Origin of the sequence: Solibacillus sp. FSL K6-1126 (assembly GCF_038003445.1) — a bacterium.
GTDB classification, from domain to species: Bacteria; Bacillota; Bacilli; order Bacillales_A; family Planococcaceae; genus Solibacillus; species Solibacillus silvestris.
Window position 1 is genome coordinate 3389444 of record NZ_JBBOPD010000001.1, and the last position, 25710, is coordinate 3415153.

Below are 25710 nucleotides of genomic sequence, written 5' to 3' on the forward strand. Positions count from 1 at the left end.
ACGCTGTAAATTTATAATTCAGATGCCATCCGTATGGTTTCAAACGACGCTGTGAAGTATTGCATATTTTGATTCCAATCACCAGATGAGATAAGATTTCTTCTAGAGGGGTGAAGTTATATGAAATACCGTTGTTATAATGATTTTAAACTTGTTAAAGAAACCGAAACAGATGGTTTTATTTATGGTGAAATTACTAACCATTTTTATTATGAAAATGGAGAGGCTTGCATTTCTGGAGATGGATTTGTTCAAGCTCCAGATGGCAGTAGAGCAGGCATAATATGGGGACTAGCAAAAGAACCTTCGATATCCGTTTGTATAGAGCCAGAAGTAGATAGATGGGGCGTTTATGAAATAGACTTTATCAAACCGATAAAAACAATGGATGATTTACTCCTGAATTTCAGAACTGTTTTACCGTTACTGAAAGAAGCCTACAAAAATGCAGATTCCAAATAAATAAATACAAAAAGTCATAGGCAGAGATAAAAAGTTCATGCACACTGTTAAGCTGATGCTTAATTTAATTTTAATTGCATAAATCAAAACAGACGATATAGAATTTTCTACATCGTCTGTTTTTTAATACCTATATGATATTTAAATGATCAACTAAAAGGAATTACATACCACCAGTGACAGGAATTGATTCACCTGTAATGGCTCCAGCACCTTCAGAAGCTAAGAATACAGCAGTTTTCCCGATTTCAGATGGTTCAAGTAAACGCTTGATCCATTGTTTACCCAAGATGTGATGGCCTAATGCTTCTTCTACAGAAGTTCCATCCTTTTCTGCTAAAACAGGTAATTGTCTTTCGATTAATTCTGTACGTACTGGACCTGGCTCGATACAGTTAACAGTAATTCCGTTTGTAGCGTTTTCTAATGCGACTACTTTAGAGAAACCAGTTTGTCCTGCTTTAGCAGCACAGTAAGCTGATTTGTAAGCATCCGGAATACGACCGTGAGCAGATACGATGTTGATGATACGACCGTAGTTTTGAGCTTGCATTGATTTTAAAGAGTGTTTTGTCATTAAGAATGTACCTTTTAAGATAACATCATTTAATAGATCCCATTTTTCTACCGGGAAATCTTCTGTTTTACTGATAAATTGTAAACCAGCGTTGTTTACCACTACGTCTACTGATCCGCGCTCAGCAATTACAGCGTCGATAGCAGTTTTAACTGAAGTTTCGTCAGCAACGTTCACTTTGTAACCTTTTGCGTTTCCTAATTTTTCAGCAGCAGCAACTGCAGCTTCTTCATTTAAATCGAAAATTGCCACATAGTCACCGTTTGCGATAAATTCTTGTGCAATTGCATATCCGATCCCTTGAGCGGCACCTGTAACAAGTACTGTACGATTTGTTGTTTTCATAATCTATATACCTCCAAAAGTGATAATTGTAGTTTAAGTAGTATTGGAGAGGTACTCTCACCTTCTCCAATGGTTTGATTAGTACAAGAAAATACCAATTAGTAATGCGGCAATTAATGCTAAAAGGTTTGGAATTGTCATTGTAATGAATGAGTATTTGAATGCTTTTTCATGTGTTAATTTCGTTAAAGCAAATGTTGATAAAACTGCTCCAGCATGTGGTAAACCAGTAAATACAGCTGAACTGATTGCAGACATACGGTGCATTGCATCCGGGTTTACACCCATTTCTAAATAAGGATTTGCGAACGCTTCCATTGTAATCCCTAACCCCCCGCTAGCTGAACCAGTGATTGCTCCTAAAGCAGATGATGCAATTGTTAAACTAATTAACGGATTTCCGGGAATATTTAAGATGAAATCTGAAATTGCTCCGAAACCTGGTGCTAATGTTATTACAACACCAAAACCAACTGATGCAGCAGTAAAGAAGATTGGTGTAATCGCACCAATTGCTCCTAAGCTAACTGCTTGTTTATGTGATGGCATAAAGCGGTGGAATACGATTGCTGACACAATTACGCCAACCGCTAAACCGATTAGTACGATATTCTGTACTTTCATGGCACTACCAGCAAAAATAATAACGATTAAAATTAAAATTGGTAAAATACTTAAGAAGAAAGAAGGAATGTTTTCTTTAAGTGTCAGTTCTTGAGCATCTTCTTCTGCTTCAAACTTTTCATTCTTAGCTAAACTTTTGTTCAATGCATAACGCATATAGAAGATACCTGCAATGATTGCGATTATAGTAGCGACGATTCCCATTAAAGGTGCCGCTGTAACAGTTGTTCCTAAGTAATTTGTTGGTACAACGTTTTGAATCGAAGGTGTTCCCGGCAACATTGTCATCGTAAATGTACCGATCCCTAAAAATACAGGAATAACAATTAAGTTCCATGCGATATTTAATTGTTTAAATAAAGGTTTGGCTAATGGAATGACAACGAATAATACAACGAATAAACTAATGCCTCCAAAAGTTAAAATGGAGCTGATTAAGAAAATAGCGATTAACACAGGGAATGGTTTATCTGTCCCCGTAATAGATAGTACTTTTTGTGCAATTGCTTGGGCTGCCCCACTCTTTTCAATATATTGGGCTAGAATTGACCCAAGTAAAAAGATAGCAAAGAAGTTAACGATAAATCCTGTAAGCCCTGTCATAAATGAAACTTCAGAACCAATAAGCGACGGAAAGAAATCCATGCCATTTGTAACAATGACGATAATTGACGCTATTGGTGCAATAAATACAATGCTGTAACCTTTCATAGCTAAAAAAATAATGAATATGATTGCAACAATAATACCTAAGGTACCCATGTTGTTTGCCTCCTATTTGATTTTCTGTATGTCAAGTATTTAACACAACTTAAATTATGTATGAAATATGTCCGTTTTTAAAATACTATTAAGGCTATTTCCCCTATAACTAAACAGTTATAGGAAAATACTGAGCATATTACAAATGGACGATTTCTGTTCAACTAAAAAATCGTGCTATAATTACTCTTCAATCTTTCGGGAGGGGATAACGTATGAAGGAAGATTTATCTTTAGAGTATTTACTGGCAATCCAAGAATATGGCAATATATCGCACGCGGCGAATGCTTTGTTTGTATCTCAGCCTTATTTAAGTACTTATATAAAAAATTTAGAAAGTAAACTAGGTGTAGAACTTTTAAATCGGCAAGTAACACCGCTTGTTCTTACGTATGCAGGAGAGCTTTATATTTCGTATATGCAGGAGATTCATGAAATGCATGAAGTGATGATGCGTGATATCGAAGCCTTAAATGAATTAAAAAAAGGTAGGATAGTTCTTGGTATTAATCCAATATTGGCTTCACATATGCTTTATGATTTTCTCCCAGAGTTTATGGAAAAATATCCAGGAATAGAAATTCAATTAGAGGAAGGTACTGCCAATGAAATGGAAGCGCTAACCTTACAAAATAAAATTGATATTTGTATTAGTATGTTGCCAATCAAAAATACGGGGCTTGTTTACGAGAAGTTATATGAAGAAAACATTTACCTAGTTATTCCAAAGGGCCATATATTCTATGAAGAAAATAATAAAGAAATAAAACATATACCATTTCCTCCTTCAAAACTAAATCATCAAAAGTTTATCTTATTAAAACCAGGGTTAGGATTACGTCGTTTAACGGATAATATTTTTGATCACTATGCCATAAGCCCAACAATAACTCTAGAAACGAATAATATTGAGAATGCATTTCGTCTTGCAAATAAAGGAATAGGAATGACAATTATTCCCGAATGTATTATTACAAGAGATCAACTAAAGATTGAATCCAACTTATATACGTTAGGTAATCCAGTTTATAAAAATAGCGTTGTCATTAGTTATAAAAAAGATGTTGTTTTGTCTCCCGCAGCATCTGCTTTTTTAAAGTTTGCGAAGAAAAGATATCTTCAATTTTAAAATATTATGAAGTAATTTAGTTAGCGCCAGCAAAAAGAGAACGAATTTCCCATGTGGGAACCGTTCTCTTTTTTTTTTTGAAATTGGGCGATAACCAATTAGTTATAGAGCGAATAATGGAATTAGTATGAGTAAAAGAGTCCTAATTATGACATAATCTCTTAGGAATTATTTAATTAATATGATGACATTTTAAAATTTTCAAGTGAAATGTTTTCTAATAAAAGGAGTAAATATTATGGAAATGATCGGACCTTTAGGCATAGTCATAGCGATTATCTTTATCATATTGATGGCAATGAAAGGATATAACATTATTTATATTGCCCCGTTAGCATCAATTATCGTAATTTTAACGAACCAAATGGACTTCTTCTCTTCTCTAATTGGTAAAGAAACTTCATATATGACAGGTCTGACCGGATTTGTTGTGAACTTTTTTGCGGTGTTTTTACTTGGTTCCATTTTGGCCAAGTATATGGAACAGAGTGGAGCTGCTCAATCCATTGCACAAAAAGTATTATCGATTACAGGAACAGAAAAGCCGTTTTCTGTATTAGTTGCAATTTTCTTAATTAGTTCGATTCTCACATTCGGTGGAATAAGTTTATTTGTAGTGTTATTCGTGATTATCCCACTAGCAAGACCTTTATTTAAACAATTAAATATTGCTTGGAATCTAATTGTCATCCCTGTTTACATTGGAATTGGTACTTTCACAATGACAATGTTACCGGGAACGCCTTCGATTCAAAATGTTGTACCCATCCCATATTTGGGGACAACTTTGACTGCAGCACCTCTTTTAGGGATTATCGGTTCAGTAGTAGCCATAACGTTCGGATTATGGTATATGAACTATACATTAAATAAGAGTCTTGCAAATGGGGAAACATATGCCCAATTTAACGCTGATGATCAATCCAAACATGAGCTAAAAGAGAAGACTCCTTCATTTATTCTGAGTATTATCCCGATTTTGCTCCTTATGGTAGTGAATTTGACAGGGAGTGCATTGGAAATTCCAAACACAATTTTAATCGGCTTAGGAGTAGCAGTAATTTCATGTGTTATTTGTTACCACAAGTATATTCCTTCTCAAAAGGCAGTATTGAATGCGGGGGGGCAAAGTTCAATTAATCCAATTTTCCTTACTTCTTCAGCAGTAGCATTTGGGATTGTTGTAACTACAGCACCAGGCTTCAAATTTATTTCCGATTTAATATTAGGTATACCTGGTGACCCGCTTGTTAGCTTATCGGTTGCAGCCGGTGCACTATCAGGAATAACAGGATCATCATCCGGAGCATTAGGTATTGTAATGGAAGTGTTTGCGGAAACTTATTTAGCTATGGGTGTGAGTCCGGAAGCAATGCACCGTGTTGGAGCAATTGCATCTTCTGCATTAACGATTATGCCGCACACTGGTGTAGTTTTATCACTATTAGCACTTACAGGATTAACACATAAAAACAATTTTAAGTACCAATTCATTACAATGACATTTGCAAATATATTTGCTCTAATAGCGGTAATTGTTGCAGCCATTATCATTTATTAAATTGTATATTGTTAAACGACCGATCATAAGAACAAAATAAAAAAGAGGTTGAGACAGAAGTAGAAATTTCATTAACTAAGGAGAAAAACCTTATTAAGAAACGGATATTTTATAAAATTGATTGGAATGGAGGGCGAGTGTTCGTGCTGACGGTTTCACCTTTCGCACTGTGAAAACATTAGCTGACGGCTATGCCTTTCGCTACAAGCAAGCTTCCTGTGGGAATAGCGTGACGCCTGAGACTAGGAACAAAAGCTAAGAACGCCACGTCCTGTGGCAATGCTTTTGTGACCAACATCCTGTTGGCCTCACGCCCGCGGAAAGCGTCCCGGAATGGAAATCAATTTTTAACGCTCACCAAAAAAATGCCATTTTTCTCTCAGAAAAATGGCATTTCTGGGTTATGTCCCAACCTCTTTCTTTTATTTCAATATAAATGAACAATAACTGAACTACTTTGAGACGGTAATTAATCTCATGTATTTGATTTAAATAAAGCAATAAAGTTCCTGCAAATAGGAGAGAATGTGGCTTCTTGCTTGTAAAATAATTTCGGCTGAATCGCAATTTCTAATTCAGGTAAATCAACAAAATGAATTCCATCCACGTACCCTAGCTGAATTTTAGGTAATATACTGATTCCTACTTCTTTAGCAACTAAATACTGGGCAATCGTAATATCTTTACACTTAGCAACAATATTTAAGGAAATGTTCTTTTCTTTAAGATAATATATAATATTTTCTAACATCGAATACCCTTCCATCGCTTCTAACGAAATAAACGGGAACTTCATTAAGTTTTGGATCGATACCACATCTAGATCAATCTGATTCGACCAATTCTTTGGTACAGCCAATGCAAAAGGACTAGGTGTTAAGGGAAATTCTTCGTACTGTTCACTATTTTCCGGTGCTAAAATAACAGCTATATCTATTTCATTATTAAATAACATTTGTTCTAATTTCTCGGAATCCCCTTTGAAAATTTGTAATTCTACTTTAGGGTAGCTTTGCGAAAATTGCCGTATGACATCTCCTACTAAATGTATACAGCTTGAAGAAACCCCTAAACGTAATTGCCCCACTTCACCTTGCATCATATAATCCATTTTCACGTCAAACATTTCCATTTGCTGAAGCATATGAGTTGCATGATTATATAGCATTTGTCCAGCTTCAGTAATCTCCCATTTTTGACGATATCGCTTAATTAATGGTGTACCATAGCGTGTTTCAATTTGTTTTAATAACATACTTAATGGTGGCTGTGCCATATGTAATACTTCGGCAGCCTTTGAAATGCTTCCCTGATCAACTATTTCTTTAAAATAGCGTAATTGACGTAAATCCACTTAACCACCTCATATATAAAATATATATCTTTATTATTAATTATATATTTTTAATTTAAAATTTCAAAGAGTATACTACTTGTAGGAGGGGAAATATGAATCATACAATCACAATTACAAAAAGAATTAGCATTTACATAATTGGTTTATTTCTACTTTCACTTGGTGCTACCTTTTCAATTTTGGCAGGTATCGGTGTTTCTCCTGTAACCTCTTTACCTTATGCACTTGCTTTAACTACACCTTTGTCAGTTGGTATTACAACCGTATTAGCTAATTTTGTTTTTATAATTTTACAAGCAATCATTTTAAAAGAAATACGGTGGAAGAACTTTTTCATACAATTAATTATTTCCTTTTTATTCGGTTTTTTTATGGATTTCACGATTTGGTTAACAAATGGCTTACCTGAAGCAACTTCAATTGTACTTATTATTGTGTATTTAGCAATAAGCTTAATACTTGTTGCCTTAGCTTTACTGTTATATTTCACAGCAAATTTACCGACGATGCCATATGATTCACTTACATATGTCATTGCGAACACATGGAAGATACCATTTAGTAAAGCAAAAATTACTAGTGACATGCTAAACGTCGTTCTTTCACTTGTGATTTGTTTACTATTTATTCAATCCTTTGGCGCAATTGGTATAGGTACGTTCATTGCTGCCTATGGTATTGGAAAAATGGTGGGTATTTTGCTTCACAAACTTCAACCCTCATTAAAGCAATGGGTGTATAAAAATAACTAAATTTATTCAAGTAAATCCGATTGCTGCTGCTAATAAATCTTTTTACTTTGATAATAAAAAAAGCCGGGGAATTTCCCCGGCTTTTACTCATTTATACCACAAACCTTTATAACACCCCCCACTCAATTAAATGGAAGGTGTTAGTCCCCTAATTTTCATTTGGGAACGGTTATTTGGATAGGTTAGTATAGACATAGAATAAATAGATTTTATTTTTCTAATACTATACAATATTGCTCTTTATAGTTTTCATGGTTCCAATTATACATTTGTAACAGATGATCGAGAGATAATTCGCTATAATTTAGCCTACTATACGGTATATTAAGTGCATTGTCTTCATGACCAATCCATACTCGCCATAGTTCGATGACCTGTCCTTCTCTAATATTATCTTTTAAGTAATCCAATAATTGCTTTACTCTTAATTCTGAATAGCCAAAATTCACTTCATAAATGAATGGATAGCCCGTATATTCACTTACATCATAGTAACTGCCTTCGTTAATAACCAACTCATTTAAATCTTCTTCATTTTCAACAAATAATATTTGACTATTCGGGTCCATCTTCTCCCAGGGCACCAATTCATGCGGTTTTATTTTCAATTCAATCGCTTCTTTGACCGTCATATACTTTGCTTTGGATTCTATTTCAGGCATTTCAAAATTTGTTGCGATAAATGAACAAGAACTCATTTAAATACCTCCAAAATTTATATTTTATAACATTACTTTACTTTTTAGTTTTAAGCTTGAGTGCTCCTGCTTCCCTACAAGAAATTGCTTTAAATACTAGCTTTATTGGACGGGAACAGTCTACATTTTGAAATGATGATTTATGAAATTGATTCAATTAATTTAAATTTATATTTCCTGATTTTGTTTCAATCTCCATCTTATTCTTACCGTTTCCTAATGAACCTTGTAATCCCTTCTTAGTTTGTGAAGTTTTATTTAGCGTTAGATTTATTGATTGCCTTCCACTATTGGTACGGATATCTAAATATAAGTTGGGTTGTTTTTCATCAATTATTACGGATACATTACCGCTTGTGGTAGCTAATTCTACATCATTACTAAATTTTAAAAAATGAAGTTTAATATTACCACTGCTTGCTCGTATATCAATTTCATTTTGAGCAAGATCCTCCCCGTATATATTTCCAGAAGAGCCATCCAAAATTACTTTTCCATTGAATTCGGAAGGGATCCTAACTTCTAAAGTCGGCTTTTTTCTAAGATTAAATAATCGTGTAATATCATTGTCTACATCAATTGATAATCGTTTGGATGACTTATCTAATATGACGCCCGGTCCATTATCGTAAACAGTTAGAAATGTTTCGAATTCATCCGATTCGCTTGGAAAGAAATTAACATCAGTACTCGCAAAATTTATTATTATTTCCTCAACATCGTTTATAGATTCTTTACTAACAACTATATCCTCCTCCCCTGTTGAACAGCCTGTAAGTATAAATAATACGAATAACAATTTTAAGCTTATTGATTTTAACATATTACAACCTCCTGACTAGAATTATATAAAATGACGTATGGTCACTTACAAACTTTATGTAGTGAAAAATAAAAATTGGTTGAAAGTGACCCTGCGTCATCTTTTATACTGTTAGTAGAACGTTTACTGTCAATAAATTTGAAGGAGGACTTTTCTTTTGAAAAAAGAGGATGTTATTATCTATGCTTGCGTTATTATTGGGGCAGGAGTAGGTTTACTTTTTGATAATGCTTTTCCCGGAGTTCTAATTGGTTTAGGGATAGGCTACTTATTTAAAACTGTATTCATTAATAATACGAAGCGAGAGTAAGGAAGTGCGTTTAAATTGTTTCATATTAACGAATTTAAGAAGATCAGCGGTGTAACGGTTAGAACTTTAAGATATTATGACAAATTAAATCTGTTAAAACCTTCGTCAAAAACACAAGGAGGCCATAGGTTATACTCACATACTGAATTAAAGAAATTACAACAAATACAATTTTTAAAAAACATAGGATTTCAATTAAGTGAGATTAAAAATATGCTAGAGTCGGAAGAATGGGATTGGTCTAAGAGTCTGATGAAACAACTTTCTTATGTAATGAGTGAAAAGGAGCGTCTCTCAGAGATAGAACTTAGTTTAAGAGAACTAATAAATGGTATAGCAGTTGATGGTGAAGAATTTAGGATAAAAAAAATCATGAGTTTATATACGAGGGATTCTAAGCGTGTTTTAACGGATAACCAAGATGAATTTAATATAGAAAATGCTGAAGTGCTGAAAAGGCTTCCTAATATGGCAAGCAGTGACCCTGATTCTTTGGAATGGATTGCTCTAATAGGTCAATTAAAAAAGTATATGCACCTTGGTTATCGCAATTCACGTGTGCAAAATATTATTAAAAGAATGAATGAAAAAAAAGATGAAGATTTCAATGAAGAGGGTGCATTTTTAGATAAACTTTGGGCTATTAGAATGTCACCAGAAAAATCAGAGGAATACAACCTTTATCCTATTGATCAAGAAGTGCTTAACTTTTTGGAAAAAGCTTATGAATATTATATCAATATGGAGTAACATATTATTTCAATGAGGAGGACGAGATGGGAGTAGATATATTCATTTATATAGGTGGTTTTGCTCTATTAGATACTTTAAGCCCTACTATCATTGGTGTTACGCTGTATCTTATTCTAACAGATAATCAAAGGTTAACATCAAGATTATTTTCATATTTATTGACTGTAGCGATATTGTACTTCTCATTGGGAATAATAATGATGTTATCCTTAAATTATATTTTGGAGATGTTTTCAGACCTTTTCCAAAACAAAATAATTAGCTGGTTGCTCCTTATAATAGGAATAATCTTATTTGTGGCTAGCTTTTTTGTACCTACTAATAAAAATAAAAAAGGCACTATGCTAAAACCTAAAACTCAGAGTTTATTGTCAATTGTATTTATTGGTCTTATTACTTTTCTAATTGAGTCAGGGACTGCTTTACCATACTTCGCCGCAATTGGTTTGCTGACGACAAATAACTTACCTTATTATTATTGGCTGCCAATTATAGCTGCATATAATATCATTATGATTCTGCCTGCTATTCTTATCTTATTATGTTATAAGTTGTTCGGAAGGTGGGGAAATTCCGCATTAGTTAATCTCCAGCAAAAAATATCAAGTAGTTCAAATTCAGCTTTATCATGGATAATGTCCATAGTTGGGTTGATACTAATTTTTTACACTGTAGATTATCTTTAAGTAAATCAATTCATTCAGAAAGTATCCATTGGAAATGTAAGAAAGCCAAAATAAAAAGGAAATGCCACATTCAAATTGAGGCATCTCCTTTTTCGATTAATAAGTGGTTACTTTGGCTACTTTCTGAGCCGTGTAAATCCAGCGCTGCCACCAGGAGAGGTTATCCTGAAATTCTTCCACATCAAGCGTGTAGAGGGCATCTTCATTGTTCCAAAGCCGTTCAAAATATCGTTCCATATCCAAGACGAGCGCGCTATCATTTGGAGAGAGGATACGTACGTTATTTTCCAGGTTGTAATTCTCCAATGTTCGTTCTGTATAGTTGGAAGAACCGCTTGAAATGATTGTTTGTTCCGCTGTTTGAATCCAGATGACTTTTGTATGGTATTGGCCGACTACGGTGTTGTACCAGCGAATGTTGATTTTTTCATTTGTATCCTCAAGCAGTTCGTTCACAACCGGTCGATTCGGCAGACCTGACTTTTCCTGGCCGAATGAGTTTTCATTTGGGTCTAGAATCATATTCACCTCCACGCCCCGGTTTACTGCATCTGTTAACGAGTTGACAATGTCGCGCTGGGCAATAAAGAACATGCCAATCCAAATTTTATCTCCTTCTTTTGTTGCTTCTAGGTCTTCAAGCAAGGCGTCCAATATTTTCTTCTCGGTCAAATATTGTACACCATACTGACCGTCATCTTGCTCGGGAATATCAGCCCTCGGCAATTTTGGACCATCCGACATGAGCGACACCGCTTCTTCTGCCTTCAGAATATCGTTTATGATGGGCCCCGTTACTTTCAAAGCAAGATTTCCGTGGAAGCCACTTGCATCATGCGGGTTTGAAGATGTGATAATCGCTTCCTTTTCCGAAACGGCCGCTTTACGGTGGTTGGCTTTCACGTTGAGCAGTTCCAAATAGGATGATGCGGTCATTTTTGGAGCTTTGCTTGACATGGCGTTGGCAATCCATCCCTTACCATCGTGGTCGAACCATTGAAAAAATAATCGGTATAAGCCTGAATAAATTGGCGTGGAATCCCGCAACGGTTCTAAGTCGGTGTAAATAATTTCTACCCCGGCTTCACGCATCTTCTTGAACCACTTCGTTTCATAGGAGCCATAGCCCTTATTCAACGGATCGGTAATGAAAACAACCGGCATATCGGGATTGTTTTTCTTTTTCTCGGCAAGCTTGTCAGAGAGGGTATCCGCAATTGGCGGGAAATCTTCTTTTTCATCGAAATACCCGTCCATCAAAAAGAAATCCACCACCACAAACTGTTCGGCTTCATCAATCAATGTATAAACTTCATCAAATATCTGATTCTCATGTATCCGATTGGTCCCTTCCTGGTCTTGCGCATAAGTTAAATCCGTCAGCATTTCAATATTGTCTGTTCTATGCAAGTCTCCTTCATAGGAAATACCTTCCGGCAACGGTTTATATGTATGCCATAACATTACTCCTATATACAGCAAAATCAAAAGAAGTATAAGAACGCTTATCACTTTTTTTCTGCGACTCCAGCTGTTCCATTTCTTCGGAACTTTTTTCATTGTAATTCCCCCAATACTCTTGTGCTTTTAGTTCCCGTGAATAAGCAAAGTTAAACAGCGGTTGCTTGCATGGGGGCTAGAATTTTCAAAAAAATGTTAGGAACGCAAGTGTCTATGCTTTCTTTTAATAAGGAAAGTGCTTTTTCCATATAAATTGTAAGCTGTATGAATAGGTGTAGTTCCATTTTTAATTTCATTTAAGATATTAAGTATTATTTCTTTGATTTCCAATAAAAAGCCACCTTTCCTAAGCGCGATATTTAAGGTCTTTTTCTAATAAAGTAATCAAAGTTTCATTTGGTAACGTTATTAGGTTAATATTTGTATATTTTATAATAAGTATTTATTTAGGAATTATAGGAACCCAAAGTTCGTTTCTAGGTTTGTGCTTTGGTGGATAATAACATTCGATACAAGGTATATCTGCAAGTTCATATCCAGAATTCGGAACCCATTCGGTGTATAATCGCTTCCAAGCGTTCCCTATACCTGGAAATACAGCCCACGTACTGTGCGTAATAAAGAACGTTTCCATATCATTTGGGACCTCTCCATCATATCGGACACCCATAAAGTACGTAAATTCATCGTCCATTATAGCTGCCTCTTTTCCGCAAACGCCCAATAAGCTTTCAAGTGTGCATTTGGGTTCTTCCCAAGATAGTTCAATTAATTGTTGCATAAATCCATCTTTTTTAGAGCCACTCCAAAGGGTGGGTATTGTTTTAAAGGCTCTGTTTGTTTTGACAACTTTACCTTTTCCTATAATTTTCAAATCAAAATCAAGATTCTCAATACGATATTCCATTTCGGTATCCCCCTCTTACTCTATTTCGAAGTTAATAGCTGTCCCATATAAATTATTAGTGCCTCTATAATACCATTTATTGTTAGAAAATATTTTCCTTAAGTTGAATAAGAACGCCCCCAAAGCGTCTTCTGAAAACATCTAGCTTAACATTGTAAATGTATAAATCTAATCCCACCCTTATGCAACTTCAAGGGCGCGATTCTTTATTGATGAAATTTCTCTCTATATAAAGAAGGTTAGGAACTTAATTATGATAATTAAGTTATTCCATCACTAAAAAGACACGAACGTTGTAGGTTTCACAGCATTCGTGTCTGTTTAACTTATTTGTGAACATCTGGTGTTAAGTACGCTAGCGATTGCTAGGCATTAATTTAATTGCTGAAATTTAAACTATATTCATTCAGTAACTTATCTAAGTTTTGACTTAATTTTATTGTAATAGGATGATTTAGCCCATTTTCCATACCAGACTTTATCATTGCAGTTCTAAGTGTTTCGACATTTTTGCGGATATTTACTTTTTCGAAAATATTTTTCATTGGAAAGCACTCCTCATTTTTATAATTTGTTATATATAAAGTTGATACAATAATTTACAAAATACATATATTATGTAAATACACAATAAAATTAACTATTAAACCTATCCAACCAAAATTAGAAAAAATTTTTCCAAATAATAGTTTGCAAGCAAATTAAAAATGCGTAAACATTGTCAAATGAACTGCTCCCTGTCAAGTAGACAGTGGAAATAATAAAAATGCTTTAAGCGGCTTGAGACCTGAACTCTTTAGGACTCAAGCCGTTTAATGTTTCTTGATATCGTTCGTTGTTATAGAATTTTATATATGTATCAATCGCATGTTTTAACTCTTCGTACGTCTCAAACTTATGTAAATAATACTTCTCTACTTTTAGAGTCCCCCAAAACGCTTCTATCGGTCCATTATCAATACAGCGGCCGACTCTCGACATACTGTGTGTCAGATTTGCTTTCTCTATGATTCGCTTGAATTCTTTTGATGTATATTGATATCCTCGATCACTATGTAGGATAGGAAACTCCTTTTGATTTAACTGGCGTATAGCTGGTTTAACGGTCTTGAAAACTAAATCATTATTATTTAAATGTCCTAATTTGTAACTGACAATAGACTTGTCATATAGATCAATAATCGCACTTAAATAAGCCTTTTTACCATTTCCATACTGGAATTCAGTTACGTCTGTACACCATTTTTGATTTGGCTTTTTGGCCGTAAATTCGCGTGCTAATACGTTCTCAGCTGTGTAATCTGGTGTTACCTTACGGTACTTTTTTGGACGACATCGAATAACTGCCTGTAAATCGGAAATCTGCATCAGTCGATAAATACGTTTTTTATTTACTTTATTTAAGCCTTCTTTTTCGCGCTGACGATTGATTGTCATAGTGATTCTACGATAGCCGTAAATACCATTTACTTGTTTATATAAATGATTAATGGATGCTACTAACTGTCTGTTTTCCAATTCTTGCGATGTTGGCTGGCGGTTTAACCATTTATAATAAGCTGCTCGTGATACGTTAGCTAATTTACAAAGTAATAGAATCGGAAATTTTTCTTTTTCTGCTAATTCTTGAATAGCTAAATAATGACTCTGCGTACGAATTTTACTTAACGAAGCCTCCTTTCGATTTCCTCTAACTTTTTTAAAAGTAAATTTTCAGCACGTAATCTTTCATTTTCACGTTCTATTTGTTGGATTTTTAACCGTAATTTATCTTCTGGTGTACGTTCATCCGCTGATTTCATTCGCCCACGGCGATCTTCAAGAGATTCTTCGCCACCAACTTCAAACTTCCGTACCCACTGGTAAACTTGTTGGTAAGTCACATTATGTTGAGTTGCCGTTGTTTTATAATCCTTTTGATTCTTTATACAAGTTTTCGCAATTTCAATTCGTTCTTCTAGAGTAGTGTTTCTTCCCTTAGTCATAGTTTGGCTCACCCTTTTATTCGAGTCTTTTAAATCACTATGACTATTATATTTTTTTAACCACCTGTTGAATACATTTTGACCACTGATTCCATATTTGGCCATAATCTCGTGCTTTGAATACTTACCTGTTAAGTAATCTTCAATGGCATTTCTTTTCAACTCTTGAGGGTAAATTTTATTTTTCGCAGGACGAAGTAATGCGCTTGTGCCCCCAAATTGATATTTAGCTCGCCATTCGTATAATCTAGCTACATTCACATTAAACATGCGACAAATTTCTCTTACCGAGTAACGACCTTCCTCTAAATATTTAAGAGCCAAAATCTTAGTATCTATTGAAAATGTTTTATTAGACAAAAAAATGCCCCCATTCGACAAACAGATTTTATTTTTTATCTGTCTACCTAATGGGGAGCATATCACAAATTAACAATTACGCATTTTTATTGGGATTCTAATTATATAGTTTTTATGTATATCATAAGATTTTGTGGAAAACGCTATTTATATAACAGTAATGGAAAAATTGCATCAAAAGCTGTGTTTAAAGGGGATCTTCAGAAGGATTTACCATATTAAGAATATGTACGATTTTATGCCTTCACACTGTTGATGCAACAATCAAATTATCTCCTAAATCAAGGATGCTGGAGGCCGGCACGATACTGGTCCCAAATGGATTTTAGCATTCGTTTCTATACTCCGGCCGCCCCGCGATAAACGCGGCTAAATAACACCTTGATATGGGCTGAATGAAATGATTTTACTTTTCGCACAGCCCCATCACTAGACGTAGTTATTAAAATCTACACTTTATATTACGTCCTTTTTTAGCTAAGTGGAGTCATTCTCCCACCATAAAACTGCACACCTTCTTTTAATCATATAAATCATTTCAATTCCCACCTTTCATTGTTTTAAATTAACAAAATTAATAATGGCGTTGACGAACGTAATCTTCTACTTTTCTTCGGTTCTGTTCAAAGATTTTTTTTACTTTTTCTTCATGAAGTGCTTTCTCACGAGAGATCTCACGCTCACGTTTTGTAATAGCTATCGAAAGGGTAAAAAAGTTTAATATCATGGATTATCACCTCCTTAAAATGCCCTGAAAATGGAAAAAACCGCAGAGAGACTCTCCCTGCGGTAAAAAAAGGCACAAAAATACCGCAGGGGCACACTTCTCCCTACGGTATGGGCATACTTAATTAATAAAAAAATTTAAGCAATCCATTCCAATCTGGTCGAATGTGTGATTTTCGTTTTCGCTGAAATTGTAACTAATAGTGACATTAATTTATTGATAACGATCATTTTCTTCGACCTCCTTAGAATTTTTTGATTATTGTGTAAGTATACCCATCCCCAGATTATTTGTAAACATCTTTTTACATTTTTATAAAAAAATGTAATGTATCATTCGAAAGTAAAAATCCGAAACGTTGATTTAGCCGCGCAATTCTGTAAAAAGTTGCACACGATTTCATTATATGAAGAGGCTTTATATTGCGTTCATGACGTGTAACGCCTATCCATGCTTGGTTAAACTTTAGAATTTGATATTAACAATATCCTGTTATCCCTCTTTTCCCCTTTAAAACCCAAAGAAAAGACATAACAACAGAAATATGTTATGTCCTTAACTATCCTTATATAACACTACTCACAGCATGCTGCTTCAAATACTCCAACGTCGCCTTGGCAAGTGTGTTTGCTGCAACGAGAAGTGCGCGCTCGTCGATATCGAACTTCGGATGGTGGTGCGGATACGCTTCTTCTTTCTCAGGATCACGTGCACCCGTGAAATAAAATGTTCCCGGTACCTTTTCTAAATAGTAGGCAAAGTCCTCTCCGCCCATTTCCGGTTCGCAAATGACCACTTCCTCAACACCCGGCGTTTGTCTTGCCTGCTCGATGAAGAATCTTGTTGTTTCCCGATCATTAATGACAGCTGAATATCCGCGCACATAATCGTATTCGTAATCAGCCTTCATCACCAAGCATGCCGCCTTCAGGACATCTTCCAGTTCACGTTCAATCAGTTCACGCGTTTCTTCATCAAATACACGTGCCGTTCCTTTGATTTTTACGGAATCGGCAATGACGTTAAATGGGTTTAACGCTTCAAAGTGACAAACCGAAATAACTGCCGGTTTCACAGGACTAATACGTCTGCCTAAAAGCTGTTGGGCGTTCACGACAAATTGTGAGCCGATGTAAATCGAGTCTTTCGTTTCCTGTGGTTTTGCCCCGTGTCCGCCCTTACCTTTAATCGTAATGTAAAATCCATCTGCTGCAGCCATTAACGGACCTTCACAAACAGCAATTTTCCCATGCTCTACCGGTGCCCATAAATGCTGGCCAAAAATGACATCTACTCCGTCCAAGCAGCCATCTTCAATCATCGCAATCGCTCCACCCGGCGCAATTTCTTCACCGAATTGGTGGATGAACACCACATTCCCCTGAATCTCGTCTTGAATTTTGTTCAGTGCCTTTGCCAATACAAGGAGTGACGCCGTATGCCCGTCATGACCGCATGCATGCATTCGGCCATCTACCTTCGATTTATAAGGGACATCATTTTGCTCCTGAATTGCCAGTGCGTCAAAATCTGCACGTAATGCCACCGTCTTACCAGGTTGCCCCCCACGTAATGTTGCCACTACGCCACGACCGCCTACCCCTTCACGCACTTCATGTCCAAGGGCACGATGGTATGCCGCAATATATTTTGGCGTCTCCACCTCTTCATGTGAAAGCTCCGGGTTTTCGTGCAAGTAACGACGGATCGCTACCATTTCATCAAAATGCTGTTCCAGTATGTCAAAAATATTCGTCATGTTTTCCATCCCCATTTTCTAAGTTGTCTGTTTTTCAAATGATATTCGTGTATCCTGACTATTATTTTAAGTAAATGCCATCGCCAGGTCCTAATGGCAGGCCAAGCAAGAACCAGATTGCAAATAAAATAATCCACATAATCGCGAAGAATATTGAGTAAGGCAATAACGCTGAGATTAACGTACCAATTCCGATATTTTTGTCGTAGCGTCTAGCAAATGCCAGTAAAATTGCAAAGTATGCAAGCATCGGTGTAATCGGGTTCGTAATGGAATCCCCTACACGGTACGCCATTTGTGTAACAGCTGGTGAGTAGTTTAAGTACATGAACATCGGTACGAAGATTGGCGCCAGTAAAGCCCATTTTGCCGAGGCACTTGCGATCAGTAAGTTGATGAAAGCACAAATAATAATAAAGCCGATAAACATCGGTGCGCCGGTAAAGTTCATATTTTGTAAAAACTCCGCGCCTTTAATGGCCAAGATCGGTCCAATGTTACTCCAGCCAAAGTAGGCAATCATTTGTGCTGCTACGAATGCCAATACGATGAATGAAGATAGGTCACCGATTGATTTAAACATTTGTTCCGCTACATCGCGGTCCGATTTTACTTTTTTCGTAACGATACCGTATGCTAAGCCTGGTAATAAGAAGAAGAACAGCATAATCGGCACAATGCCCGTCATAAACGGAGAATTTAAAAAGCCGTTATTTTCAGGATTTCTTAGTAGCCCTGATTCCGGTACAACTAAAATTGCCATTAAAATGACGTATGCTAATGTGACAATCCCTGCCCAGCGAAGCCCTTTATTTTCTAAAGCTGTCAGTGGTTCAGCCACTTCTATTTTCCCGCCGTACTTACCAAAGCGAGGTTCTACGAATTTACCTGTTACCCAAGTTGCGACAACAACTAATACAAATGTCGAAACGATCAGGAAGTAGTAGTTCATTGTTGCAAGTCCGGTATATGTAGGATCAACCAATTGGGCCGATGTTTGGGTAATGCCCAGTAATAATACGTCTAAAGACGAAATAATAATATTTGCACTGAATCCTCCGGCAATGGCTGCATAGGTAGCAATTAACCCAACTAGCGGATTTCGTCCAACACTCATGAAAATCATGGCGGCAATTGGAGGTAAAATAATGAAGGCTGCGTCAGCGGCAACATTCCCGACAAGACCTGTAAATAAAATAACAGGCAAGATGATTTTTTTAGGAGCACTTAAAACGGTCTTTTTCATTAATGCTGATATTAAGCCACTGTTTTCAGCTACCCCAATACCGATCATTGTCACAACTACGATGCCAAGTGGCGCGAATCCAGTAAAGTTACTGACCATGTTTGTAACAATTTGAATGAGTCCTTCACGATTCAATAGATTGATCACTTCGATCGTCTCGTCAGTTCCTGGCTTAACGGCAGAAACCCCAAGTTTTGATAGAATCAGTGATAGGGCAAGAACAAAAAATGCTAAAATAACGAATAACGTAACTGGGTCCGGAAGTTTATTTCCCGCTCGTTCAATTCCGTCTAAAAACCTATCAACCAATTTTTTCTTACCAACTTTACTTTCCATATGCGACCCCCTAGAAGTTTAATGTTTAAAAGAATAGCAAAATATAAAGGAGATAGCAATGAGTTATGCAAATTTTTAGATTTTTCTTTATATTTATATAGTAATTTTGTATATTTAAGGGGTATTTTGGGTGATAAGCTTTTTCCTAGGGGATTGTATTTCCCCCAAAACAAATTTGCACACAAAAAAAGCCTGGCGATAGCATGGCACGTCAGTTGTGCCATGTTTCCCATGCTTTCCATTTCGTATTTTATGGTGATGCTCATATGTAGAAGAGAATATTCTTTTAACAAGCTCACATCTTCATGTTAATTATTAGTGAGAGCTCGCTTTTTTTGAACGTACATATTTTTTAATTTAGCGTAATAGGCTGCTGCATGTACTGCCCCTGCATCCGTTTTACGTAAAGCAAACTCGAACGCCTCTACTAGATGCTCTGTAGTGACCAATTCACTTCTAATTTTAATTAAATCGAAATGCTTATAGTTTTCTGGTACTCTCGATAAAATTTCCTGATCCCCTGTAATCGAAATTAAATGATCGTCGTTGAAAAATAATTGTAACATAGTTCTTATCCCCTTTTCTGTTTAGTATCGTGATGTCACCCTTTGATAAGCTTTTTAATTAATCGGCTTCTTACCATTACCCTTTTTTCCACAAAATGAATCGCCAATTTTTATCTGAATTATAGAAAATATAAGTTTTAAGCCTCTTTCGAATGGTGGTCAATCCGCCATAAAGGTATTATAAAGATACACAGCCAACAGTACTTTTAGATGATCTTCGTAATGGTTGAAGTCAATTTTTAATAGGTCTTCAACTTTTTTTATACGGTGATAGAGCGTATTTGTATGAATATGGAGTTCCTTTGCCGTCGTTGCCATGGAACGGTTGTTTTGTATATACGTGAAAAGCGTATGGAGAAGTTCATCGTTTGTTTCATTGTTATTCCACAATACAGAAAACGTTTCACTTAGAAATGAGTTAATTTCTTCAGCAGGATGATGTAAAAAAAGCGTACTAATGCCAATATCCCGGTAATGCAGAAGGCCTTTTTCCTTTTGTTTTTTCAAATGAAGAAGAGCCTTTTCCGCTTTCATATGATAATCTTTAGCTTGGCCGGGAGAGTATTGTCCCGTGCTTATTCCTCCCCGGGCTACTACTGTAAACCGCTCATTCCACCAATTCATACCGTTATTTAATATGTTGGTAATCATGCCTTCTCCAGCTGAATCTCGGGTAAAGGATAGAACGGTAATTTTATTATTGTAGCTAAACAGAAGACTGTTCTCTAAACGTAACTTCTCTTTTAGATGTGCTAGAAGAAGCAGTGCATCATTTTCAAGTGAAAGCAAATCCGCATTTCCATCTAGCTCAATTAAAGCAATTTGGAGAAAATGATCATGATGAATTCCTAACTCCTGCGCAACAAGCTCAGCCTGCTGGAGATTTCTAATTTCCAAAAAACGATGGTAGGTTTCATAGGTTTTCTTGTACAAAATTTCAGTCTGGGATCTAAGCTTCATAATTTCAAGCGAGAGAGTCAGAGCTCCTTGCTCAATAATCAACTGATCGGGTTGTGATAGAGGGGTGTTCCCTTCTACAATCAGACACCCTAAAAAAACAGAGCCTGACCGAATCGGATAAATATAGCAATCAATTTGAACTGAATCATACGTTGATACATAACTAGCCTCAGTTTTATTAGCAAAGAGTAAGAATATATCGTCCAGAATGGTAGCGATATGTTGAATATGCTGCGGGACGTAATTTCCTTCAAGGTAATCCGCATAGACAAGCTTTCTCTCCATTAACTTATTCATTTCCAGGATAATTGCTTCCAGTCCTTTATTCTGAACAGATAACTTCGTGAGGTGCGTATGAATTTCTGTACGTTTCTCTAGCATCGCATTCGTTTCTTTGAGCTTTTTTGATAAATGGGTAACTTCATCCAGGCTATTTTGAACTTCTGTGTGAAGCTGTGCATTATATAGCGCCGTTGCTGCTTGGGAAGCGAAACTTTGCAGAAGAAGCAAATCCGTTTCACTTAGGCCATCTTCTACATCAAAACAGTGAAATGTCATAACCCCCATCGTTTTTGTTCCAAGTGCTACAGGAACAGACAAAATGGATTTAATAGTAGGGCTATTTTGGTGAGCCTTCGTAATGAACTCAAGATTCTCCTCACTTAAATTTGCCATACTATTATAAATTTCTTCCGTTGAGGTAATTAACCTTATATCGCCATCCCTGAACACCTTTCCTGTAATGGACTCACCTATGTTAACTTTAAAAAATTTAATGTTTTCATTAAAACCTACATATGTCTTTACGAGCAGCTTATCCGAGATCGCATCATACATTTGTATATAACCAGCCTCTGCTGTTTCGACAATCTTCAATGCAGAGTGCATAATTTTTTTAAGTACTTCATCCAATTCAAGTGTCGAATTAATTGCGCGAAAGCTTTCCATTAGATTCACCACATGATTTTGGGCTTTTTGATTTTCCCTACTTAATTGTTTGAGCAACGCCTCATTTTGTTCCATTCATTCTCCCCCTTGTTGAATTCAACAACTTTCTCTCCATAACTTTGTTTGTCTGCACATGTGCATGACATTTCTGAAATTATATAATATTCAATAAATATTGAATATAGAAAACGCTTACTTTTTCTTGATTAAACAATTATTATACTCGAAAAATTGTTTATTCCAATCGTTTTCTTATATTCATATAGCTACATTCACATTGGATGAGTAAATTTCAGGGGGAGGTTATTTATGAAAAATGAACAAGTTCCTAATAAAAAGAGGCACATAATACTTTCACTGCTATTTTTAGGATGGTGTTTATCCTATCTTGACAGAATGGCAATGAATGTTGGAATTGTGGAAATTGCAAAAGACTTTAATCTTAGTCCGTCTGTAATGGGTGTTGTACTGAGTAGTTTTTTTGCAGGTTATGCATTAATGCAATTACCTGGGGGGTGGCTTGCCGATAAATTCGGTTCCAGAAAGGTCATTGTGATCTCCATTGTTTTATGGTCTTTATTTACCGTTTTTACCGGAATGGCCTGGTCTTTAATGTCGATGATCATTATTCGTTTCATGTTCGGTCTTGGTGAAGGCGGATATCCTGCTGCAAGTTCAAAAGCGATAGCAGATGTCTTTCCAAAGAAAGAACGGACAAGTGCCCAAACGATCATGATGTCATCGAATTCACTTGGAGGTGTGATTGCTCCTTTAATCGCCACCCCGTTACTTGTATGGATCGGCTGGCAAAACCTCTTTTTCGCGATTGGAATTTTAGGTCTCTTTGTTGCAGCCCTACTCTGGTATTATTTAAGTCCGCAAAATATGCAGGTAGAACTAGTTGAGGAAGAAACAGTCCAAAAAGCATCATTCAAAGATGTGTTAAAAATTCCTACAAGCTGGCAGTTGGCCATTATGTGGTTTGGCGTAAGTACGGTCATTTGGGGGCTTATCTCATGGATGCCGCCATATCTTGTAGATGTTAGAGGCCTTGATTTGATGTCGATGGGGATGCTGACATCCATTCCGGCGCTGGCTGGGGCTATAGGAGTTATCGTCGGCGGGCAGCTGATTAAATCTTTATTAATGGGAAAAGAGAAATACCTTGCGATTATAAGCTTTATCATCATGATCGGATCTCTTTATTTATTATTCAATGCGCCGTCAGTCACTCTCGTTATTATTTACCAATCCATCTGTATGCTTTTCCACGGACCAATTGTAGCGATCATCTTCAGCCTTCCGCATAAATTATTCTCGAAAAACGTGATTGGGTCTACTTTTGGAATGATTAATCTTGGCGGAATGATCGGAGCATTCCTCGCACCAATGGTTATGGGCTATTTAATTGAAGTATTTGATGGAATCTATGCCTCTGCATTTATGTACATCATTGCCTGTGCCGTTTTAGGAATCATCGCTGCAGCCGGTCTAAAACCGAATCGTCCTGCTTCGGGCGGAAGAAAGCAGGAATCTCAAAACTTAGAAACGATTTAAATACCGAATGGACATGCATTGATCAGCCATATCCATTTTATAAATAGGGAGATTATCAAATGTTATTAGACAATTTAATGAAAAGATTAGATGAAAAAAAGGAGCGCATTATTGAAATCCGCCGGTATCTCCATGAACATCCGGAGCTTTCCTTTCAAGAAGAGCAGACAGCCAAGTATATTCAGGATTTTTATGAAGACGTTCCAGTCGATTCAGTTGAAACAAACTTTGGGGGTGAACGTGGTGTCGTTGTAACGATTCAAGGGGCAAAACCGGGAAAAACAATTGCCATTCGCGCTGATTTCGATGCGTTGCCGATCCAGGAAGAAACCGGTCTGCCTTTCGCTTCAAAAAATGAAGGAGTCATGCATGCATGTGGGCATGACGGTCATACAGCCTATATGCTCGTTTTGGCGCAAACGTTGGCGGAGTTTAAAAATGAATTAAAAGGTACGATTAAAGTAATTCATCAACCCGCAGAAGAAGCTCCCCCAGGTGGCGCAATCGGTATGATTAATGCTGGTGTTCTTGATGGCGTTGATGCCATCATCGGAATCCATGTTATGAGCAACATGAAGACAGGTCATATTTATTATAGAAGCGGCAACACGCAAACAGGCAGATCCTATTTTAAACTCGTCGTTCAAGGTAAAGGTGGACATGGTTCCTCGCCACATCTGGCAAATGATGCAATTATTGCCGCAAGTTCATTCGTCATGAATCTGCAAACCATCGTCAGCCGCCGCATTAACCCATTTGATACAGCATCCGTTACGATCGGTAATTTGGATGGGAAAGGTACCTTTAACGTGATAAAGGATTCCGTGACAATCGAAGGCGATGTTCGTACAATGACCTCTCAAACCCGGGAAATAGTAGAATCTGAAGTTCGTGCCTTTACAGAAGGATTGGAAAAATCATTTGGCGTCACATGTCATCTAGATTACCTCAACGACTACCCTGTTCTGAATAATCATCCTGTAGTAACGGAACATGTACGTCAGGCTTTGGAGCTGGCAGCCATTCCTGAAGTGGAGGCCGTTTTAGAAACACCGCCACTGCCGCCTTCAGAGGATTTTGCCTATTATCTTGAAAAAGTACCGGGCTGTTTCTTCTATGTCGGTGCGATGCCAGCGTCAGGGGAAGCATATCCGCATCATCATCCTAAATTTGATATTAATGAAGAAAGCCTCGTTATAAGCGCCAAAGCAATGGCTGCTGTTATCGCTTCTTACTGTGACGGAAACGAAAATTAGAAAAAAGCATAGATCCAGTACACTACCCGCTTATGCCTCTATGCAACTGTTTTATTAAATGTTAGCCAAAAGTGCCCTCCTGATTTTTCAGGGGGCACTTTTGCTTGTAATGTTCGACTTAGACAGATAATGTATAATTTACAATCTACTCCTCATAAAACATTTTATTCATTTAATACAATAGCATAAGAATTTTCTTATGTTCGGTATAATCTGTCTATAGGAGACGCATCGGTATTGATTGTTACATTTGCGATGAAGTACTTGGAGAGGATAGACATCTATGAAAATAACACGCGTCATTAAATATAATTTAATCCGTCTATTTCGGCTTAAATCTGGTCCACATCAAGTTGCATCAGGGGTAACAATTGGGTTTATCCCTAGCTGGCTTCCTACATTCGGACTCGGCCCCGTTCTTTCCGTCGGGATGGCACAGTTCCTAAAGGCGAATACCGTTTCCGCACTTGTCGGCGGTGTCCTGGGAACGTTTATTTGGCCGCTGCTTTTCTTTTTAAATTATAAGGTCGGAAGTTTACTACTCGATCGAAATACAAAAGTCGATGAACTCGATGAAGTAGAGTACATAGATGCAATTGAACATACATATACAGGTATTGTGAGTTCTCATTCCAGTGGATTCATATTTCTAACAGGTGCCATGTGCAATATAGTTATCTCCTCGATTTTCATTTACATCATGGTATATATCATGTTTAAGACGTACCGAGTGAGGATTTTAAATAGAATTAGGTGATGATTTCACATAGCACTTGCCTTGATTTAACTAAAAAAGACTAGC

Annotated in this window: 23 protein-coding genes and 1 pseudogene; 10 read left to right on the forward strand and 14 right to left on the reverse strand. The window is 36.5% G+C overall.

Annotated features, from left to right (window positions below):
- Positions 1–120: 120 nt before the first annotated feature.
- On the forward strand, positions 121–462 hold the full coding sequence (locus MHH44_RS16895) for a 3-deoxy-8-phosphooctulonate synthase (protein ID WP_340799122.1): 342 nt from the start codon (positions 121–123) through the stop codon (positions 460–462).
- A 163-nt stretch (positions 463–625) separates the two neighbouring features.
- Here MHH44_RS16895 and MHH44_RS16900 read toward each other — a convergent pair whose 3' ends face one another.
- A complete protein-coding gene (locus MHH44_RS16900; RefSeq protein ID WP_008405375.1) occupies positions 626–1384 on the reverse strand; it encodes an SDR family oxidoreductase in 759 nt (252 codons plus the stop codon).
- Positions 1385–1462: 78 nt separating this feature from the next.
- Positions 1463–2770 carry a GntP family permease gene (locus tag MHH44_RS16905; RefSeq protein ID WP_340799123.1) on the reverse strand — a complete coding sequence of 436 codons (1308 nt, stop codon included), beginning with the start codon at positions 2768–2770 and terminating at the stop codon, positions 1463–1465.
- Between the two features lie 215 nt (positions 2771–2985).
- On the opposite strand from MHH44_RS16905, the gene MHH44_RS16910 reads away from it, so the two are divergent.
- Positions 2986–3900 carry a LysR family transcriptional regulator gene (locus MHH44_RS16910; RefSeq protein WP_340799124.1) on the forward strand — a complete coding sequence of 305 codons (915 nt, stop codon included), beginning with the start codon at positions 2986–2988 and terminating at the stop codon, positions 3898–3900.
- 238 nt (positions 3901–4138) lie between these two features.
- On the forward strand, positions 4139–5461 hold the full coding sequence (locus MHH44_RS16915; RefSeq protein ID WP_340799125.1) for a GntP family permease: 1323 nt from the start codon (positions 4139–4141) through the stop codon (positions 5459–5461).
- A 475-nt stretch (positions 5462–5936) separates the two neighbouring features.
- On the opposite strand, the gene MHH44_RS16920 is transcribed toward MHH44_RS16915, so the two are convergent.
- The gene (locus MHH44_RS16920) at positions 5937–6815 is read right to left on the reverse strand and encodes a LysR family transcriptional regulator (protein ID WP_340799126.1); all 879 of its coding nucleotides are present in this window, start codon (positions 6813–6815) and stop codon (positions 5937–5939) included.
- A gap of 95 nt (positions 6816–6910) precedes the next feature.
- On the opposite strand from MHH44_RS16920, the gene MHH44_RS16925 reads away from it, so the two are divergent.
- Positions 6911–7570 (forward strand): YczE/YyaS/YitT family protein, encoded by a 660-nt coding sequence (locus MHH44_RS16925; protein ID WP_340799127.1) that lies wholly within the window; start codon positions 6911–6913, stop codon positions 7568–7570.
- A gap of 209 nt (positions 7571–7779) precedes the next feature.
- Here the strand turns inward: MHH44_RS16925 and MHH44_RS16930 are convergent, their stop codons facing one another.
- Together MHH44_RS16930 and MHH44_RS16935 are read right to left on the reverse strand one after the other, a co-directional pair.
- On the reverse strand, positions 7780–8268 hold the full coding sequence (locus MHH44_RS16930; protein ID WP_340799128.1) for a magnesium transporter: 489 nt from the start codon (positions 8266–8268) through the stop codon (positions 7780–7782).
- A gap of 157 nt (positions 8269–8425) precedes the next feature.
- Positions 8426–9091, reverse strand: a complete 666-nt coding sequence (locus MHH44_RS16935) for a DUF4097 family beta strand repeat-containing protein (RefSeq protein WP_340799129.1) — start codon at positions 9089–9091, stop codon at positions 8426–8428.
- 157 nt (positions 9092–9248) lie between these two features.
- Here MHH44_RS16935 and MHH44_RS16940 point away from each other — a divergent pair, with 157 nt between their 5' ends.
- From MHH44_RS16940 to MHH44_RS16950, 3 genes are read left to right on the forward strand one after another with little or no spacing between them, the layout of a single operon-like run.
- Positions 9249–9401, forward strand: a complete 153-nt coding sequence (locus MHH44_RS16940; protein ID WP_339263047.1) for a hypothetical protein — start codon at positions 9249–9251, stop codon at positions 9399–9401.
- 15 nt (positions 9402–9416) lie between these two features.
- Positions 9417–10151: a MerR family transcriptional regulator gene (locus tag MHH44_RS16945; protein ID WP_340799130.1), complete on the forward strand. Its 735-nt coding sequence runs from the start codon at positions 9417–9419 to the stop codon at positions 10149–10151.
- Positions 10152–10177: 26 nt separating this feature from the next.
- Positions 10178–10840 carry a GAP family protein gene (locus tag MHH44_RS16950; protein WP_014822869.1) on the forward strand — a complete coding sequence of 221 codons (663 nt, stop codon included), beginning with the start codon at positions 10178–10180 and terminating at the stop codon, positions 10838–10840.
- Positions 10841–10936: 96 nt separating this feature from the next.
- Here MHH44_RS16950 and MHH44_RS16955 read toward each other — a convergent pair whose 3' ends face one another.
- From MHH44_RS16955 to MHH44_RS16995, 9 genes and pseudogenes are all read right to left on the reverse strand, one after another.
- Positions 10937–12400: a phospholipase D family protein gene (locus MHH44_RS16955; RefSeq protein ID WP_340799131.1), complete on the reverse strand. Its 1464-nt coding sequence runs from the start codon at positions 12398–12400 to the stop codon at positions 10937–10939.
- A gap of 343 nt (positions 12401–12743) precedes the next feature.
- A pseudogene (locus tag MHH44_RS16960) lies at positions 12744–13223 on the reverse strand (GyrI-like domain-containing protein); the annotation flags it as partial.
- Positions 13224–13585: 362 nt separating this feature from the next.
- A complete protein-coding gene (locus MHH44_RS16965; protein WP_014822866.1) occupies positions 13586–13753 on the reverse strand; it encodes an aspartyl-phosphate phosphatase Spo0E family protein in 168 nt (55 codons plus the stop codon).
- Positions 13754–13979: 226 nt separating this feature from the next.
- Positions 13980–15553 (reverse strand): IS3 family transposase gene (locus tag MHH44_RS16970; RefSeq protein WP_340797534.1). Its coding sequence is split into 2 segments (ribosomal slippage): positions 13980–14914 and positions 14914–15553, totalling 1575 coding nucleotides; the frame shifts between segments, so codons are not numbered across the junction.
- Positions 15554–16127: 574 nt separating this feature from the next.
- Complete coding sequence (locus MHH44_RS16975) at positions 16128–16280, reverse strand: YrzI family small protein (protein ID WP_008405393.1); 153 nt, start codon at positions 16278–16280, stop codon at positions 16128–16130.
- 565 nt (positions 16281–16845) lie between these two features.
- A complete protein-coding gene (locus MHH44_RS16980; protein WP_008405395.1) occupies positions 16846–18039 on the reverse strand; it encodes a M20 metallopeptidase family protein in 1194 nt (397 codons plus the stop codon).
- Positions 18040–18100: 61 nt separating this feature from the next.
- Complete coding sequence (locus tag MHH44_RS16985) at positions 18101–19621, reverse strand: AbgT family transporter (protein ID WP_340799132.1); 1521 nt, start codon at positions 19619–19621, stop codon at positions 18101–18103.
- A gap of 308 nt (positions 19622–19929) precedes the next feature.
- Positions 19930–20187, reverse strand: coding sequence for a hypothetical protein (locus MHH44_RS16990; RefSeq protein WP_008405397.1), 258 nt, complete (start codon positions 20185–20187; stop codon positions 19930–19932).
- 159 nt (positions 20188–20346) lie between these two features.
- Complete coding sequence (locus MHH44_RS16995; protein WP_340799133.1) at positions 20347–22170, reverse strand: helix-turn-helix domain-containing protein; 1824 nt, start codon at positions 22168–22170, stop codon at positions 20347–20349.
- A 234-nt stretch (positions 22171–22404) separates the two neighbouring features.
- Between MHH44_RS16995 and MHH44_RS17000 the strand changes: the two genes are divergently transcribed.
- From MHH44_RS17000 to MHH44_RS17010, 3 genes are all read left to right on the forward strand, one after another.
- A complete protein-coding gene (locus MHH44_RS17000) occupies positions 22405–23652 on the forward strand; it encodes an MFS transporter (protein WP_340799134.1) in 1248 nt (415 codons plus the stop codon).
- A gap of 59 nt (positions 23653–23711) precedes the next feature.
- Positions 23712–24908, forward strand: coding sequence for a M20 family metallopeptidase (locus MHH44_RS17005; protein WP_340799135.1), 1197 nt, complete (start codon positions 23712–23714; stop codon positions 24906–24908).
- Positions 24909–25191: 283 nt separating this feature from the next.
- The gene (locus MHH44_RS17010; protein WP_340799136.1) at positions 25192–25665 is read left to right on the forward strand and encodes a DUF2062 domain-containing protein; all 474 of its coding nucleotides are present in this window, start codon (positions 25192–25194) and stop codon (positions 25663–25665) included.
- Positions 25666–25710 lie beyond the last annotated feature (45 nt).

Bases quoted from the DNA above. Each gene is read 5' to 3' on its own strand.
- MHH44_RS16915 (WP_340799125.1), top strand. From the start codon at position 4,139: ATGGAAATGATCGGACCTTTAGGCATAGTCATAGCGATTATCTTTATC.
- MHH44_RS17010 (WP_340799136.1), top strand. From the start codon at position 25,192: ATGAAAATAACACGCGTCATTAAATATAATTTAATCCGTCTATTTCGG.
- MHH44_RS16995 (WP_340799133.1), bottom strand. From the start codon at position 22,170: ATGGAACAAAATGAGGCGTTGCTCAAACAATTAAGTAGGGAAAATCAA.
- MHH44_RS16980 (WP_008405395.1), bottom strand. From the start codon at position 18,039: ATGACGAATATTTTTGACATACTGGAACAGCATTTTGATGAAATGGTA.
- MHH44_RS16900 (WP_008405375.1), bottom strand. From the start codon at position 1,384: ATGAAAACAACAAATCGTACAGTACTTGTTACAGGTGCCGCTCAAGGG.
- MHH44_RS16910 (WP_340799124.1), top strand. From the start codon at position 2,986: ATGAAGGAAGATTTATCTTTAGAGTATTTACTGGCAATCCAAGAATAT.
- MHH44_RS16895 (WP_340799122.1), top strand. From the start codon at position 121: ATGAAATACCGTTGTTATAATGATTTTAAACTTGTTAAAGAAACCGAA.
- MHH44_RS16990 (WP_008405397.1), bottom strand. From the start codon at position 20,187: ATGTTACAATTATTTTTCAACGACGATCATTTAATTTCGATTACAGGG.
- MHH44_RS16985 (WP_340799132.1), bottom strand. From the start codon at position 19,621: ATGGAAAGTAAAGTTGGTAAGAAAAAATTGGTTGATAGGTTTTTAGAC.
- MHH44_RS16905 (WP_340799123.1), bottom strand. From the start codon at position 2,770: ATGGGTACCTTAGGTATTATTGTTGCAATCATATTCATTATTTTTTTA.
- MHH44_RS17005 (WP_340799135.1), top strand. From the start codon at position 23,712: ATGTTATTAGACAATTTAATGAAAAGATTAGATGAAAAAAAGGAGCGC.
- MHH44_RS16930 (WP_340799128.1), bottom strand. From the start codon at position 8,268: ATGAGTTCTTGTTCATTTATCGCAACAAATTTTGAAATGCCTGAAATA.
- MHH44_RS16925 (WP_340799127.1), top strand. From the start codon at position 6,911: ATGAATCATACAATCACAATTACAAAAAGAATTAGCATTTACATAATT.
- MHH44_RS16935 (WP_340799129.1), bottom strand. From the start codon at position 9,091: ATGTTAAAATCAATAAGCTTAAAATTGTTATTCGTATTATTTATACTT.
- MHH44_RS16950 (WP_014822869.1), top strand. From the start codon at position 10,178: ATGGGAGTAGATATATTCATTTATATAGGTGGTTTTGCTCTATTAGAT.
- MHH44_RS16965 (WP_014822866.1), bottom strand. From the start codon at position 13,753: ATGAAAAATATTTTCGAAAAAGTAAATATCCGCAAAAATGTCGAAACA.
- MHH44_RS16975 (WP_008405393.1), bottom strand. From the start codon at position 16,280: ATGATATTAAACTTTTTTACCCTTTCGATAGCTATTACAAAACGTGAG.
- MHH44_RS16955 (WP_340799131.1), bottom strand. From the start codon at position 12,400: ATGAAAAAAGTTCCGAAGAAATGGAACAGCTGGAGTCGCAGAAAAAAA.
- MHH44_RS17000 (WP_340799134.1), top strand. From the start codon at position 22,405: ATGAAAAATGAACAAGTTCCTAATAAAAAGAGGCACATAATACTTTCA.